Origin of the sequence: Curtobacterium sp. C1 (assembly GCF_021049325.1) — a bacterium.
Taxonomy (GTDB): Bacteria; Actinomycetota; Actinomycetes; order Actinomycetales; family Microbacteriaceae; genus Curtobacterium; species Curtobacterium citreum.
Genome location: NZ_CP088076.1, coordinates 28,890 through 43,200, shown reverse-complemented (window position 1 = coordinate 43,200; position 14,311 = coordinate 28,890). Strand labels below are relative to the sequence as shown.

The window sequence follows — 14,311 nt, the reverse complement described above, 5'->3', positions numbered from 1 at the left end:
CGGGCGGGCGGTCACGTCGTCCGGCAGGGGTCAGTCGCCGGACATCGCGATCGCCGACATCTTCGCCATCAGGGACCGCGGGACGAACCGGTGCACGTTCGCCACCGCCGCGTTCGCCCCGCCGGAGACCACCGTCGGACCGCCGGCGCGACCGAACGCCCGGAGCCCGACCGCCGCGACCTGCGCCGCCGTCTGCCGGCCCCGTTCGAGGAACCGCCCCTGGGCGCCGCCGCGCGTCGCCGCGTCGAAGAACCCGGTCGACGTCGGTCCCGGGCAGAGCGCCAGGATGCGCACGCCGGACCCGCGGGACTCCTGCCAGAGCGCCTCGGTGAACGACAGCACGAACGCCTTCGTCGCGCCGTAGACCGCCATCGACGGGGTCGGCTGGAACGCAGCGGTCGACGCGACGGTCATCACCCCGCCGACCCGGCGCGCGAGCATCGGCGGCAGGAACGCGTGCACGAGCCGGACGACGGCCGTGCAGTTCAGGTCGACCTGGGTGCGGAGCCGCTCGTCGGTGGCGTCGACGAACGCGCCGTGGTCACCGACCCCGGCGTTCGCCACGAGGACGTCGACCCGCACGTCGGCGAGCGCCGCCACGACCCGGTCGACGCCGTCCGCCTGCGCCAGGTCAGCGGGCACCGTGGTCGCCTCGACGCCGTGCTCCGCGCGGATCCGGGACGCGAGCGCGTCCAGCCGGTCGGCGGACCGGGCGACGAGCACGACGTCGGCACCGGCGGCGGCCAGGCCGAGTGCGAGCTCCTCGCCGATCCCGCCGCTCGCGCCGGTGACGAGGGCACGGAGGCCGTGGAAGGGGCTGCGAGATCGGGGCATGCTCCATGGGTACACCCGGTGGGTGCGACCGGACGGGAGGCGCGGGGCGGGCCGGGCACGTGCCTCCCGTCCGCCCGTGGCCGGCCCCGCGACCGTGGTGACGGCTACGGGGCGGGCTGCGCTCCGGGCGGGACGATCGACTCGAGCAGCCGCAGCACCCGCTCGCCGTCCACCGCGTCGGGGTCGAGCAACCACTGCACCTGCAGGCCGTCGGACGCCGCGATGCTCAGGCTCGCCAGGTCGATCGGGTCCAGGTCTGCCCGGATCCGCCCGGCAGCCTGGTCCGCCGCGATGAGCTCCGCCAGGTCCGCCCGGAGGCGGGTGAACCGCTCCCGCATGAAGTCCCGCGTCGTCGGGTGTCCCTCCTGCACGGCGTCGGCCGCGAGGGTCGTGTAGAGCTGCACGAGCCCCGGCACCCCGCGGTTGCGCGAGGCGCTCTCCCGCATGTCGCCGATCGCCGACTTCAGCCGGTCGGGGGCGCCCTGCTCGCGGACCTCGTGCTCCCGGTACACCGCGAGCAGCAGGTCGTCGCGGCTCGGGAAGTAGTGCCGGAGTGCGGCGTGCGTGATGCCGAGCGCATCGGCGACGGAGCGCAGGGAGGATGCGTCGACGCCCTGCTCGGCGACCATCCGGATCATCTCGTCGAGGATCTGCGCACGTCGCTCGGCACCCTTGCGGTACCCACCGCGCCGGGGTGGGGTCGCGTCGTCGTCGACCTCGTGCGTCATCCCCCCAACTTACCGCTGGAAGGTTTTCGCGCCACCCCGCGCGGCTCGATCGGGGAACGCCCGGGTCAGGCCGGGTCGGCCGTGTACTCGTCGACCGGTGCGGGTCGCCCGCCGACCAGGGCGTCGGTGACCTGGTCGAGGCACCGCGTGAGCACGGCGTTGTCCTCGGTCGACAGGTGGTCCATCACCTCGACCACGGCCTCGTGGAAGCGCGCGTACGACGAGTCGATCTTCTCGGCGGCCTGCACCGTCGGCTCGAGCACCTGGGCCCGGCGGTCCGTGGGGTGCGGCGCACGGACCAGGTCGCCCTTCGCGACGAGTCCGTCGACGATCTTCGTGACCGACGCGTTCGAGACGCTGAGCATGACCGCGAGGTCCTTCGGTCCCATCGACCGTCCGTCGCGGTGCGCCTGGAGCAGGTAGCGGACGGCCAGGAACTCGTTCTTCGTCAGGCCGCTCTCGGTCCGCGCCTGCTCGAGCTGCTGCTCCTCGGCGTGCTGGAGCCGGAGGAGGGCGTCCACGGCGACCTTGGCCGCACGCGAACGGGGCTCACGGGCGTAGAGGTGCGTGTGCTCTCGGCGGACGACGGTCAGCGGCATCGGCTCGTGCGGTCTCTCTGTCGGGTGGTCGGCCGACGCGGCGGGTCAGACCGCGGTGGCCGTGAAGAAGTCAGCGTACGACGGTTCGGAGCGGCGCGACAGGAGCGACGGGTCCTGGATCCGGCGCTCGACGTAGGCGTCGATGACCGCGGGGTCGGTCAGACCGACGCGGGTGTGCGTCGCGCCGGCTCGTGTGGTGTGCGGCATCCCGGTGTACGTGCTGTGCATTGTGATCCCGCCTTCCCGTGTCGTGGTCGTCCTCGTCCGGACGCGAGAACTGTTTCACGACGCGAACTACTTGTGCAACGAACTGTTCGATTTCTGTACATTCCGCGCGGGAGCAGCGACGCCACCAGCGGCGACAGCGACGACCGCAGCCGTCTGTGAACACCTCGTGAACGCATGTTTCACAGTCATCAAAACTCGTGAACAGATCGTCCATCCGGCCCTACGCTGCCCGATGTGTCCTCCGCCACCACCCCCCGCCCCGTGCTCGTCCTCGACTTCGACGGCACGGTGTGCACGGGCGACGCCCCGGTGTGGGCGTACGCGGACGAGGTCACGGCCGCGCTCCGGGGACGCGGGTCGGAGACCGCTGCCGACACGGTCCGCGACGGCCTCCGCGCCTTCCTCGACGGTGCGCCGGACGCCCCCGCGTGGGCGGACGGGTACGAGGCCGTCGCCGAGCTCGCCGTCGCCGCCGACCCCGCCGCCGCACCGCTGCTCGAGGACGCCTACCGCCGCAGCCGGTCGGCCCTCGCGGACGGACGCCTCGCCGTCACCGCCCCCGAGGGACTCGCCGCACACCTCGCCGAGATCGGCGAGCACGCGGACCGGGTGCTCGTGACGAACGCGCCCCTCGCCGGCGTGCTCGAGACGCTCGCCGTCCTCGGACTCACCGAGGTCGTCGACGCCGTGCACGCCGAGGCCCGGAAGCCCGGGGGCTGGGACCTCCTGCTCCCCCGACTGCTCGAGGGCCGCCGCCCGGGCGACCTGCTGTCCGTCGGCGACATCTGGGCGAACGACCTCGCCGCGCCACGCGCCGCCGGGTGCCGGACCGCCCTGATCGACCGGTTCGGGCACGCCGCCGGGCCCGCCGACCTGGTCGCCCGGTCGTTCCCCGAGCTCTACGCCGACATCGCCGCGTGGTCCCGGGACCCCGCCGCGGTCCCCGTGCCCGCCGCCTCCTGACCGCACCACACCACACCCGCTCAGCCCCACACCAGAACGGAATCGTCATGCCCCTCCGCACGACCACGCTCGCGACCGCCACCGGCGTCGCCCTCCTCGCCACGCTGGCGCTCTCCGGCTGCGGTGCCTCGCAGCAGACCGCCTCCGCCGGATCCTCCGGCACCGCCGCGGCCGCGTGCACCGGCCGCTCCGACGACTCGGCCGCCGCGCCGAAGTCCCTCACGCTCGCACTCGTGCCGTCCGGCGACGCAAAGAAGCTCGTCGAGACCGTGAAGCCCCTCGAGGAGGCCCTCACGAAGCGCCTCGACATCCCCGTGAAGGGCGTCATCACCCAGGACTACCAGGCGTCGGTGGAGGCGATCGGCAGCGACCAGGCCCAGATCGGCATGCTCCCGAGCCTGCAGATGAGCCAGGCGTGCGACAAGTACGGCGCGGTCCCGGCCCTGCAGACCGAGCGGAACGGCAAGCACAGCTACGCCGCGCAGTTCTTCACGAACGACCCCGACAAGTACTGCTCGGACACGCCCGTCGCCGGTACGAACGGGATGCTGTACTGCAACGGCACCCAGTCGGGCACGGGTCCCGCCGGGCTCGACGCGCTGAAGAAGCTCAAGGGTGCGAAGATCTCGCTCCTGCAGGCCGCCTCGCCCGCCGGCTACATCTTCCCGGTCGCCGCGATGAAGGCCGCCGGCCTCGACGTCGACAAGGACGTCTCGGTCACCCAGGTCACCGCGAACGACGCGAGCGTCCTGTCCGTGTACAACGGCGACACCGAGGTCGGCACGAGCTACTGGGACGCCCGCAGCGTCGTCGCGACGGACACCCCCGACGTCGGGAAGAAGGTCGTCGTGTTCGCGCTGACCGACGAGATCCCGAACGACGGCGTCTCGCTGTCCTCCGGCCTGAGCAAGCAGTGGCAGCAGAAGATCACGACGGCCATGAAGGACTACGCCCGCACCGCGGAGGGCAAGCAGGCGCTCACCGCGATCTACCAGATCACCGGGCTGACCGACGCCGACCCGGAGGCGCTGACGAAGACGCAGCAGACCGCCGCGACCATCGGGCTCGGCTGATGACGACGCCCGACCGGACCCACAGCGAGCGGGGAGGTGCCGGCATCCGCTTCTCCGACGTCGGCGTCACCTACCCGAACGGCCACCACGGCCTGCGCGGCATCGACCTCGACATCGCCCCCGGCGAGATGGTCGCCGTCGTGGGTCTGTCAGGCGCCGGCAAGTCGACGCTCATCCGCACGATCAACGGGCTCGTCCCGATCACCTCCGGCGGGATCACCGTCGGCGACACCCGCGTGGACGGCCTCCGCGGTCGGGCGCTCCGGGACCTGCGCGCGGACATCGGCATGGTCTTCCAGGGGTTCAACCTCGCCAAGCGGACCAGCGTCCTGAACAACGTGCTCATGGGCCGGCTGCACCACACCTCGGCCTGGCGGTCGCTCCTCGGCGCGTGGCACCGGGACGACGTCGAGCTCGCGATGCAGGCCCTCGAGCGGGTCGAGATCGTGCAGAAGGCGTACGTGGGCGCCGCCGAGCTGTCCGGCGGGCAGCAGCAGCGCGTCGCGATCGCCCGGACCCTCGCGCAGCGGCCGCGGGTGGTCCTGGCGGACGAGCCGGTCGCGTCGCTCGACCCGCCGACCTCGCACGTCGTGATGCGCGACCTGCAGCGGATCAACGCCGAGCTCGGCATCACGGTCGTCGTGAACCTGCACTTCCTCGACCTCGCCCGGCGGTACGGCACCCGACTCGTCGGGCTCCGCGCCGGCGAGGTCGTCTACGACGGCCCCGGGGCCGACGCCGACGAGTCGGTGTTCGAGGCGATCTACGGCCGGTCCCTCACCGCCGAGGACGTCCTCGACGCGCCGGCGGTGCAGCTGTGACGACGGCGGACGCGACGCGGTCCGGCGGACGCACCCCGTGCCTCCAGGCCGACGGCACGGGCCGTCCCCGCCGGCCGCGCACCCTCGGACGCACGCTCGCCGTCGTGGCGGTCGTCGCCGCGATCACCGTGTGGTCCGCGATCGCCGTGCAGGTCGACGTCGCAGCCCTCGTGACCAACGCGCGGAACGCGTCCGCCACCCTGGTCCAGCTGGTGCAGCCGGACTACTCGTTCATCCCGGAGACGCTCCCCGCGCTCCTGCAGACCGTGCAGATGGCCGTCGTCGCGACGGCCGTCAGCACGGCCGTGGCGATCCCCCTGTCCTTCGCGGCGTCGCGCGCGACGAACCCGAACGGTCCGTTCCTGGCGGCCGTCCGTCTCGTCATGAACGTCGTCCGCAGCGTGCCGGACCTGCTGTTCGCGTCGCTGTTCGTGACGGTCGTCGGGACGGGTGCGCTGTCCGGTGTCCTCGCGCTGGTGCTGTTCAACGTCGGGATCCTCGTGAAGCTCGTGTCCGAGGCGCTCGACGGCGTCGACCGCGGCGGACAGGAAGCGGCCCTGGCGAGCGGTGCCACCTGGCTCCGCGCGAACCGCGCCGCGGTGCTCCCCGAGGTCGCCCCGTCCGCCGTGTCGCAGGTCGTCTACGTCCTGGAGCTCAACATCCGCGCGTCGACCGTCATCGGCCTGGTCGGCGCCGGCGGGCTCGGCATGCTCATCGACAAGGTGCGGACGTTCTACCAGTACCACTACCTGAGCACCGTCATCCTGGAGGTCCTCGTGCTCGTCGTCCTGCTCGAGCTCCTCAGCTCCGTCACCAGGAAGCGGCTCCTCCGATGAGCGTCGCCGTCGGCCCGGCTCCGACACGCCCCGGCTCCGGCACCGGCCGGGAGGCACGCCCCGCCACCGCGCGCCCGACCCGTCCTCGTCGGGTCGGCCGGGCGCTCGTCGCGGTCGCCGTCGTCACGGTCGTCGCCGCCGCCTCGTGGGGGGTCGACCTCGACTGGGGCGCCCTGCCGGCGCTGCCCGCGAAGTCCGCGCACCTGCTCGGGCTGATGTTCCTGCCCCCGGCGTGGTCCGCGCTGCCGGACGCCCTGTCCGCCACCCTGCTGTCCGTCGCGATGGCGTGGTTCGGCACCGTGCTCGGTGCCGTCCTCTCGCTGCCGCTGTCCCTGCTCGCGACCGACCGGCTCGCGCCCGCGGTCGTCCGGGTCCCGCTCCGTGCGGTCTTCGCGGTGCTGCGTGCGGTGCCCGAGGTCGTCATCGCCGTCCTGATGCTGTCCGTCACCGGCCTGACCGCGTGGACCGGGGCGCTGGCGATCGCGATCGGGTCCGTCGGCACGCTCGGCAAGTGGGGCTACGAGGCGTTCGAGTCCGTCGACCGCGGGCCGGTCGAGGCGACGACGGCCGTGGGGGCCTCGCGGTGGCAGGTGATGCGGTGGGGCGTGTGGCCGAGCGCCCGGCCCGACGTGCTCGCGTTCTGGCTGTACCGCTTCGAGATCAACGTCCGGGCGTCGGCGATCCTCGGACTCATCGGTGCCGGCGGGATCGGCAAGATGCTCGTCGACAACGTGCAGTTCCGCGTGTGGGACGTCGTCGGGATGCTCCTCCTGGTGGTCGTCGTCGTGACGATGGCGATCGACCAGCTCAGCGGCGCGGTCCGCACCCGGATCATCACCGGGCGGTGGGCGATCCCGCTCGTCGGGACGATCCGTCGGGGTCACGGGGCGCGCCGGACCCGTAGGGTCGAGCCGTGAACGACCAGCCGGGCGCGGTCATCGCCACCATCCGGAGCCTCATGCCGTCCCTGCTGCCGACCGAGCAGACCGTCGCGGCCGTGCTGCTCGAGCGCTCCGCCGAGATCGTCGAGCTGAGCGCGCAGCAGGTCGCGGACGCCGCCGGGGCATCGCGCGCGACGGTGGTCCGGACGTGCCAGAGCCTCGGGTACTCCGGGTACCAGCAGCTCCGGGTCCTGCTCGCGCGGGACGCCGCGGCCGCCCCGGTGCGTCCGACGGGGGCGACCCCGGACGGCGCCGCCGGGATCGTCACCGCGACGTTCACGCAACTGGCCGACCGGGTGCACGACATGACGGCGCTCCTCGACGGCGAGGCGCTCGACCGCGCGGTCACCCTGCTCGCCGACGCACGCCGGGTCGTCATCGTGGGCAACGGCCTGTCCGCGCCGCTCGCGCAGGACGCCGCCGCCCGGCTGACGAGCATCGGTCGCCCCGCCGAGGCGCAGTCCGACGTCATCGGACAGCAGATCAGCGCGCGGCTCCTCGGGCCCGGAGACCTGCTCCTCGTGGTGAGCGGGAGCGGGGCGAACGCGCTGACGCTCCGGACCGTCGCCGCGGCCACCGCGGCCGGGGCGGACGTCGTCGCCGTGACCGCGTTCGGTCGGAGCCCGATCGCGCAGGCCGCCACGGTCGCCCTCGTCGTGACGATGCCGGACCTGACGTTCCGCGACGAGCTGACCCTGGCGTCGCGGTTGCCGCAGGCGATCCTCGTCGAGGGGCTCGTCGCGGCGACGGCGGACCGGCTCGGGGACGTGGCGGTGCGGGCGAAGGCGTTGGCGCTCGACGCGATCAGCGCGAACCTGTCCGACTGACGCCGAGCGCACCGGGCCGCGTCCGGGCACGTCGGGCCAGGATGGGACCCATGTCCTACATCGCCGCGGACGACCGCTACGACTCCATGCCCTACCGCCGGACGGGCCGCTCCGGCCTCGACCTGCCACTGCTCTCGCTGGGCTACTGGCACAACTTCGGCGACGACAAGCCGTTCGAGACGCAGCGGGCCATCAGCCGCCGGGCGTTCGACCTCGGCATCACGCACCACGACCTCGCGAACAACTACGGCCCGCCCTACGGCGCCGCCGAACTGAACTTCGGCCGACTCATGCGCGAGGACTTCCGCCCCTACCGCGACGAGATGGTCATCTCGACCAAGGCGGGCTGGGACATGTGGCCAGGCCCCTACGGCCAGGGCGGCGGGTCGCGGAAGTACGTGCTCGCCTCGCTCGACCAGTCGCTGCAGCGGACGGGCCTGGACTACGTCGACGTCTTCTACTCGCACCGGCTCGACGCCTCGACCCCGCTCGAGGAGACGATGGGCGCCCTGCACACCGCGGTCCAGCAGGGCAAGGCGCTGTACGTCGGCATCTCGTCGTACGACGCCGAGCGCTCCCGCCGGGCCGCCGAGATCCTCCGTGACCTCGGGACGCCGCTCCTCATCCACCAGCCCTCGTACTCGATGCTCAACCGCTGGATCGAGGACGAGGGCCTGCTCGACGCCGCCGGCGACCTGGGCTTCGGCGTGATCGGGTTCACCGCGCTCGCCCAGGGCCTGCTCACCGGGCGCTACCTGGACGGCGTCCCCGAGGACTCGCGCGCCGCGGCGGGCAAGTCCCTCGACGCCGGCTCCCTGACCCCGGAGGTCGTCGAGCACCTGCGCGCGCTGAACGGCATCGCCGAGGCCCGCGGGCAGAGCCTGGCGCAGCTCGCCCTGGCGTGGGCGCTCCGCGACGAACGGGTGACCTCGCTCGTGATCGGCGCCTCCCGCGTCGAGCAGCTCGAGCAGAACGTCGCGGCGCTCGGCAACCTGTCGTTCACCGCCGACGAGCTGGCGTCGATCGACGAGCACTCCGTCGGGGTGCTCGACGTCGACCTGTGGTCGGGCGCCCGCTCGGGCCAGGTGAGCTGACCGCTCGCCCGGCCGCAGCAGCCCGGTACGCTACACATCAGTGGGGCGGTTCGCCGGGTCGTCCTGCGGGCAAGACTGAAGCCCACCACCGCGGCAACGGTGATGGGCTCCGGGTTGCCCTCCGGGTGGAAGGCCGAGGGCGCACAACCGCCCCCGAGTTCACTTGCTCGGGACCAGCATACGCAGGTCCTCCCGCGTGTGCAGCCCTCGGCCGCCTCCGCTCCTCGTGTCCGCCGGCGCTGACACGGAAGGTGGTCTCGATGTCGAAGGACACCGAGCCCGACCGCAGGCGACAGGTGCCGTGGCTGGGGATCGCGAGCTTGCTCGTGACCCTGGTCCCGCTCCTGCACGACCTGTGGCGGAAGGGCCAGTAGGCACGGCGGCCCGTACCCGATCGGGTACGGGCCGCTCCGGTCTCCTGCGTCAGGGGGCCGGGGGGCGTCATACCAGACCGAGGCGCTCGTCGAGCAGCGCCAGGAGCCGCTGCCGGAACGGCACCGCCGACCAGCCGTGGTCCGCACCGTCGACGACCGTGAGCGTCGCCCCCGGCAGGAGTTCGGCGTAGCGGCGGCCGTACGACACCGGGACGATCGCGTCCTCGGTGCCGTGCACGACGTCGGCCGGACCGGTGTACCCGGCGGCAGGGCCGTACACGTCGAGCCCGTCCCGGACGTCCGCGATGAACGCCGTCCCGAGCACCATCCCGCCGAAGTCGAACCACCCCTGCTCGCGCGCCGGGGCGAGGGGCTGCCCCTGGATCGCGTCGTGCACGGTGATGTCGTCGACCACGACGCCGGCTGGTGACCACAGGGTCAGTGTCCGGACGGCCTCCGGCACCCGGGCTGCGGCGAGCGCCGACTCCACGGCGCCCAGGCTGTGCGCCACGACGTGCACGCCCTGCCCCCGGTCCGCGGCGCGGATCATCGCGACGACCTGTTCGACCTCGTCACGGAGGGTGATGTCCGCGAACTCGCCGTCGCTGGCACCCTGGCCGAGCCGGTCGTGGCTCCGGACGAGGGCGCCGCGGGCGACGAGGTGTCGGGCGGTCTGCACGAACAGCTGGTGCCCGCCGAGGGCACTGTCGCTGAACCCGTGCACGAGGAGGACGACGGGGGCGTCCGGGGCGGCGCCGTCCTGCGGTTCCCACTGCCAGCCGCGGATCGTGCGACCACGGTGCTCCAGGGTCGTCGGGGTGGTGCGGGGGTCCGTCCCCTGCAGCGGCACGGTGCCCATCAGTTCGTCCGGTCCGCCCAGCCGGCCGGCAGGTCGCCGGGAGCGGTGTCGACGACGGTCTCGTCGTCCTCGCCGACGTGCTCGAACCGGGTGATGTGGGCGAACTCCGGCACGACGTAGATCGGGTACGTGGGGCCCTCGTCGCGGTAGCGCTGCATCTCGTCCAGGTGGTCGTTCTGGAACAGGACGGTCTTCGAGCCGTCGAGCTCGATCCAGCGTGGGAAGAAGATCGTGCCGTGCAGCACGCGCTGCTCGGGCAGCACGTTGACGACGACGCTCGTGCCGGTGGGCTCGTTCCACGAGACCTTGTAGACGCCCGGCGCGAGGGCGACGAGGTCGACCGTCTGGTCCTTCACCCACCGGCCACCGACGTGCCCGGTGTGGATCCGGTAGTCGATGGTCGTGGCGTTCTTGACGTACATCTCGTACTGCCAGCCGTTGGCGTACGTGTAGATGAACCGGTGTCCGACGATGCCGGAGAGGTCCTGGGGCGGTTCCGGGTGCTCGACCGAGGTGGTGGTGTCCATGTCCTCGAGTGTGCTCCCGAAGTAGTTTTGTTGCAAACAAAACTTGCTGGTAGGTTGCCGAGCATGACGGGTAGAGGCGACGAGACCGCTCGGATCGCCCGACGACTGAGCGACCGGATCGGTCCGTTCCGCCGGACCCTGCTGCGGACCTCCCGCGCCGTGGCGGACCTGCCCGACATCCCGGACGCGCAGGTCGAGGTGCTCCGCGCCCTGGCTGCCGGAGCCGCTGCGGCTCCGGGCGCGGACGCTCCCGGTGCCGCCCCCTCGGCCCTCGCGACCCGCCTCGGCCTCGCCCGCTCGACGGTGAGCAACCTCGTGTCCGCGATGGAACAGTCCGGACTCGTCGAGCGTCGACTGGTCGGGGGCGACGGTCGCCGTACCACCGTGCACCTGACCCCGCTCGCGGTCGATCGCCTCCGCACGTACGACGACGCTGCGACCTCGGTGCTCGTCGACGCCCTCGGGCACCTGTCCGCGGAGGACGTGCACGCCCTCGCCGCGGCCCTCCCCGCACTCGAGCGCCTGCACCGCGAGATCACCCCGCCGCCCGCACCCTGACCGGCACCGCGCGACCCTCAGCAACCTCGAAGCGATCCTTTGGCACTCCTGAGGCAAGAGTGCTAAAACGGACGCCAGTTGAGTCGAGGGGACTCAACGAGGACCACGAAGGAGTTGATCTCGATGACGATGCAGTTCGACCCGTTCCGCGAGCTCGACCGACTCGCAGGCTCCCTGCTCGGAGCCGGCGCCGGTGCACCCCGGTCGATGCCCATGGACCTCTACCGCAGCGGTGACCACTACGTCCTCGACGTCGACCTGCCGGGCATCGACCCGGGCTCGGTGGACGTGGACGTGGACGGTTCCGTCCTGACCATCCGCGCCGAGCGCACGCTCGGCGCACCCGAGGGCTCGCAGTGGATCACGCGTGAGCGCCAGCCCGGCACCTTCGTGCGGCAGCTCACGCTCGGTGACCACCTGGACGCCGAGCGCATCAGCGCCGCCTACGACAACGGCGTCCTGAGCGTGACCATCCCGGTCAAGGAGTCCGCGAAGCCCCGCAAGATCCAGGTGTCGACCGGCGGCGGCGCCCAGCAGCTCGCCGTCGGCTCGAGGGGCGAGTGACCGGAAGGGCACGGCAGCGATGGCAGCACTCGGCAACGCGCTCCTCGCCGTCGGCGTCCTGACGGCAGCCCTCACCGCGACGGCCCTCGACCGTCGCACCGCGGCACTCCTCGGAGCCACCGGCGGCACCGTCGGGAGCTTCCTCGCGTGGCTCCTCGCCCCGCAGGCCTGGACCGGCTCCTGGCTGCTCCCGTGGATCGCCGCCGGAGCGGGGACGGTCGCGGTCGTCGCCGGATGGGCGGCAGCTCGCGCGTACACCGGCCTCACCCGCTCGCCGCGGGAACACGAGGACGACACGACGAGCATCACCACCCTGCCGGGCTGAGTGGGTGACGGGACGGGAGGCGCGGTGCCAGCCGGCACCGCGCCTCCCGTCCGTCTGCCGGTCGCGCCCCGCGACCGGCGTGACGCTCACTCCTTGTTGAGCGTGTCCTGCACGAGACCCGCGGTCTTCTCGACCACGTTCGGCAGCTCGGTCGTGCCGTAGAAGCGCACGTCAGGGTGCGTCGGCGGCGGAATCGGCACCGAGGACGTCGGGCCGTCGTGGTACGAGTACTCGCCCTTGCCGTCGAACGAGGGGCCGCTCGCCCAGGGCCCGTCCGCGGCCGCGGCGCCGTCGGAGAAGTTGAGGTACTGGTGGACGCGACCCTGCATCTCGGCGTTCTCGTTCGCCGTGAAGTCCGCGAGCAGGTTGCCCGACGCGGTGATGTACGAGCCCTGCCAGGCGTTGCCGTTGCTGTCCACGGGGCGTGCTCCGGCGCCGGCGACGATCGCGTGCTGCACGTCGGTCCCGCCGACGATCGCGGCGACGGTCGGGTCGTCCTGCAGTGCGTCCTCGGTGATGCCGAGCGGGCTCTTCTCGAGCAGCTGCGCGATCATCGTCGCGAGCATCTCGACGTGGCCCATCTCCTCGGCGCCGATGCCGAGCACCATGTCCCGGTACTTGCCCGGGATGTGCATGTTCCACGCCTGGAACTGGTACTGCAGCGCGACGGAGATCTCGCCGTACTGACCGCCGAGCACCTCCTGCAGCTTGCGGGCGTACACCGCGTCCGGCTTGTCAGGGACGGCCTTGAACTGGAGTTCCTGCTTGTGGAAGTACGGATCGTGCTCCTGTCTGCCTCGTGACCCTGGTCGCCGTCGGTGGTCGGCGCACCCGTCGGGGCCGACGGTCGGCGCTGCCGTCTGGACGGCCGTCCGGTGTGGACGGATCGCGCGGGGACGGTGGCCGGATCGCGCGGACGGGCATCGTCAGCGCGGCCTACCGTGGCCGTCATGGACCTCGAACTCACCGGCCGTGTCGCGCTCGTCGTCGGCGGCCAGGGCTACATCGGCGCCGTCGTCGCGGAGACCCTCCGCCGCGAGGGCGCGACCGTCGTCGTCGCCTCCCGCAGCGCCGGCGGCCCGGACGCCGTCACGATCGACACCGCGTCGCAGGCCTCCGTCGACGCGGGGGTCGCCCGCGTGCTCGAGCAGCACGGCCGCATCGACGTGCTCGTCGTCACGGCAGCGCCCGCCGCCGGCACCCTCGACCCCGAGAAGGCGTCGGATCCGGAGCAGGTCGCGACCGCGATCGACGGCAAGGCGCTCGGGTTCCTCCGGGTGGCGAACGCCGTGCTCCCCCACCAGCAGCGCGCCGGCTCCGGCCGCGTCGTCGTCATCAGCGGGCAGAACGCCTACCTCGCGGGGAACATCACGACCTCGCTGCGGAACGCGGCGACGAGCATCATCGCGAAGAACCTCGCCGACCAGGTCGCGGGATCCGGCGTCGCGGTGAACGTCGTGAACCCTGGCACGGTGACGGACGAGCCCGCTGCCGAGGTGCAGCAGGGCGCCGGCGGGGAGTCGAGCCCGCAGCAGATCGCGGACCTGGTCGCGTTCCTCGCCTCACCGCGTTCCGCGGTGAGCGGCGAGTCCGTGTCGATCGCGCACCGCGTGCGCGGGCAGCTCACGATCTAGACGCGCCACGGGACGGACGGGAGGCACGTGGTCGCGCGACCACGTGCCTCCCGTCCGTCACGGCCACGCGTCCAGGACGACCTCGACCGCTCGGGCCGCGACCCGTACGAGCCGGTCCCGCCAGGTCGTCGGACGGGCCGGCTCCGGCTGCATCCGTCGGAACAGCGCCGCGGGGACGACCGCACGGCACAGCGTCGCCCCGGGTGCGGCCTGCTCGTGGTCACGCTCGAACACGCACTCGTCGCAGACCGCGGTCGTGGACGTCGGAGCGCCCGGGTGCTCCTCCCACGGATGCCCGCACGTCGGGCAACTCGTCTCCCGGAGTCGGCGGCGCAGCGTGCGCGAACCGACCTCGGAGGAAGCACCGGTCGTCACGTCGCGATGATGCCACGGTCCTCGTGCCGGCCGGACGTCCCCGAGCAGGCGACACGGTCCTCGATCGGTGCGCGCTTCGTCCTCGCGGACGAGGCCGTTCGTCCCTCCGCACGATGCCGACCGGGCCCGCACCACGGGAGCCTGGGTGGCA

At 72.7% G+C, this 14,311-nt stretch carries 18 protein-coding genes and 1 pseudogene; 11 read left to right on the top strand and 8 right to left on the bottom strand.

Going from position 1 to position 14,311, the window contains the following annotated elements; all coding sequences use genetic code 11:
* Positions 1-30 precede the first annotated feature (30 nt).
* The 4 genes from LQK89_RS00230 to LQK89_RS00215 form a co-directional block, all read right to left on the bottom strand.
* A complete protein-coding gene (locus LQK89_RS00230) occupies positions 31-834 on the bottom strand; it encodes an SDR family NAD(P)-dependent oxidoreductase (RefSeq protein ID WP_175325539.1) in 804 nt (267 codons plus the stop codon).
* Between the two features lie 104 nt (positions 835-938).
* Positions 939-1,562, bottom strand: coding sequence for a TetR/AcrR family transcriptional regulator (locus tag LQK89_RS00225; protein ID WP_058741068.1), 624 nt, complete (start codon positions 1,560-1,562; stop codon positions 939-941).
* A 65-nt stretch (positions 1,563-1,627) separates the two neighbouring features.
* Positions 1,628-2,161 carry a MarR family winged helix-turn-helix transcriptional regulator gene (locus LQK89_RS00220; protein WP_058741067.1) on the bottom strand — a complete coding sequence of 178 codons (534 nt, stop codon included), beginning with the start codon at positions 2,159-2,161 and terminating at the stop codon, positions 1,628-1,630.
* Between the two features lie 45 nt (positions 2,162-2,206).
* A complete protein-coding gene (locus LQK89_RS00215) occupies positions 2,207-2,389 on the bottom strand; it encodes a hypothetical protein (RefSeq protein WP_058741066.1) in 183 nt (60 codons plus the stop codon).
* Between the two features lie 234 nt (positions 2,390-2,623).
* On the opposite strand from LQK89_RS00215, the gene LQK89_RS00210 reads away from it, so the two are divergent.
* The 7 genes from LQK89_RS00210 to mgrA are packed head-to-tail and all read left to right on the top strand — an operon-like array spanning position 2,624 to position 8,944.
* A complete protein-coding gene (locus LQK89_RS00210; RefSeq protein WP_231049776.1) occupies positions 2,624-3,352 on the top strand; it encodes an HAD family hydrolase in 729 nt (242 codons plus the stop codon).
* A 47-nt stretch (positions 3,353-3,399) separates the two neighbouring features.
* The gene (gene phnD, locus LQK89_RS00205) at positions 3,400-4,425 is read left to right on the top strand and encodes a phosphate/phosphite/phosphonate ABC transporter substrate-binding protein (protein WP_231049775.1); all 1,026 of its coding nucleotides are present in this window, start codon (positions 3,400-3,402) and stop codon (positions 4,423-4,425) included.
* Positions 4,425-5,246, top strand: a complete 822-nt coding sequence (gene phnC, locus LQK89_RS00200) for a phosphonate ABC transporter ATP-binding protein (protein ID WP_231049774.1) — start codon at positions 4,425-4,427, stop codon at positions 5,244-5,246. Before phnD ends, phnC begins: the two co-directional genes overlap by 1 nt.
* Positions 5,243-6,082: a phosphonate ABC transporter, permease protein PhnE gene (gene phnE / locus LQK89_RS00195; RefSeq protein WP_174779259.1), complete on the top strand. Its 840-nt coding sequence runs from the start codon at positions 5,243-5,245 to the stop codon at positions 6,080-6,082. Before phnC ends, phnE (LQK89_RS00195) begins: the two co-directional genes overlap by 4 nt.
* A complete protein-coding gene (phnE, locus tag LQK89_RS00190) occupies positions 6,079-6,999 on the top strand; it encodes a phosphonate ABC transporter, permease protein PhnE (RefSeq protein ID WP_174779260.1) in 921 nt (306 codons plus the stop codon). The genes phnE (LQK89_RS00195) and phnE (LQK89_RS00190) overlap by 4 nt, the downstream gene beginning before the upstream one ends.
* Entirely contained in the window at positions 6,996-7,850 is an 855-nt protein-coding gene (locus LQK89_RS00185) for a MurR/RpiR family transcriptional regulator (RefSeq protein ID WP_231049772.1), read from the top strand. The genes phnE (LQK89_RS00190) and LQK89_RS00185 overlap by 4 nt, the downstream gene beginning before the upstream one ends.
* A 50-nt stretch (positions 7,851-7,900) precedes the next feature.
* Positions 7,901-8,944 (top strand): L-glyceraldehyde 3-phosphate reductase, encoded by a 1,044-nt coding sequence (gene mgrA / locus LQK89_RS00180; RefSeq protein ID WP_174779262.1) that lies wholly within the window; start codon positions 7,901-7,903, stop codon positions 8,942-8,944.
* 441 nt (positions 8,945-9,385) lie between these two features.
* On the opposite strand, the gene LQK89_RS00175 is transcribed toward mgrA, so the two are convergent.
* Together LQK89_RS00175 and LQK89_RS00170 are read right to left on the bottom strand one after the other, a co-directional pair.
* The gene (locus LQK89_RS00175) at positions 9,386-10,177 is read right to left on the bottom strand and encodes an alpha/beta hydrolase (protein WP_144803612.1); all 792 of its coding nucleotides are present in this window, start codon (positions 10,175-10,177) and stop codon (positions 9,386-9,388) included.
* The gene (locus LQK89_RS00170; RefSeq protein WP_114851281.1) at positions 10,177-10,704 is read right to left on the bottom strand and encodes a phenolic acid decarboxylase; all 528 of its coding nucleotides are present in this window, start codon (positions 10,702-10,704) and stop codon (positions 10,177-10,179) included. Before LQK89_RS00170 ends, LQK89_RS00175 begins: the two co-directional genes overlap by 1 nt.
* Positions 10,705-10,767: 63 nt before the next feature.
* Between LQK89_RS00170 and LQK89_RS00165 the strand changes: the two genes are divergently transcribed.
* The 3 genes from LQK89_RS00165 (at position 10,768) to LQK89_RS00155 (ending at position 12,151) form a co-directional block, all read left to right on the top strand.
* Complete coding sequence (locus LQK89_RS00165) at positions 10,768-11,262, top strand: MarR family winged helix-turn-helix transcriptional regulator (RefSeq protein WP_231049771.1); 495 nt, start codon at positions 10,768-10,770, stop codon at positions 11,260-11,262.
* A 123-nt stretch (positions 11,263-11,385) separates the two neighbouring features.
* Positions 11,386-11,826 carry an Hsp20/alpha crystallin family protein gene (locus tag LQK89_RS00160; RefSeq protein WP_058741058.1) on the top strand — a complete coding sequence of 147 codons (441 nt, stop codon included), beginning with the start codon at positions 11,386-11,388 and terminating at the stop codon, positions 11,824-11,826.
* A gap of 19 nt (positions 11,827-11,845) precedes the next feature.
* Complete coding sequence (locus LQK89_RS00155) at positions 11,846-12,151, top strand: hypothetical protein (protein WP_174779264.1); 306 nt, start codon at positions 11,846-11,848, stop codon at positions 12,149-12,151.
* Positions 12,152-12,237: 86 nt separating this feature from the next.
* Here the strand turns inward: LQK89_RS00155 and LQK89_RS00150 are convergent.
* Positions 12,238-12,927, bottom strand: a pseudogene (locus LQK89_RS00150) (manganese catalase family protein); the annotation flags it as partial.
* Positions 12,928-13,101: 174 nt separating this feature from the next.
* Here LQK89_RS00150 and LQK89_RS00145 point away from each other — a divergent pair.
* Positions 13,102-13,785 (top strand): SDR family NAD(P)-dependent oxidoreductase, encoded by a 684-nt coding sequence (locus tag LQK89_RS00145; RefSeq protein WP_058741086.1) that lies wholly within the window; start codon positions 13,102-13,104, stop codon positions 13,783-13,785.
* 57 nt (positions 13,786-13,842) lie between these two features.
* On the opposite strand, the gene LQK89_RS00140 is transcribed toward LQK89_RS00145, so the two are convergent.
* Entirely contained in the window at positions 13,843-14,160 is a 318-nt protein-coding gene (locus LQK89_RS00140; protein WP_058741055.1) for a hypothetical protein, read from the bottom strand.
* Between the last annotated feature and the right edge of the window lie 151 nt (positions 14,161-14,311).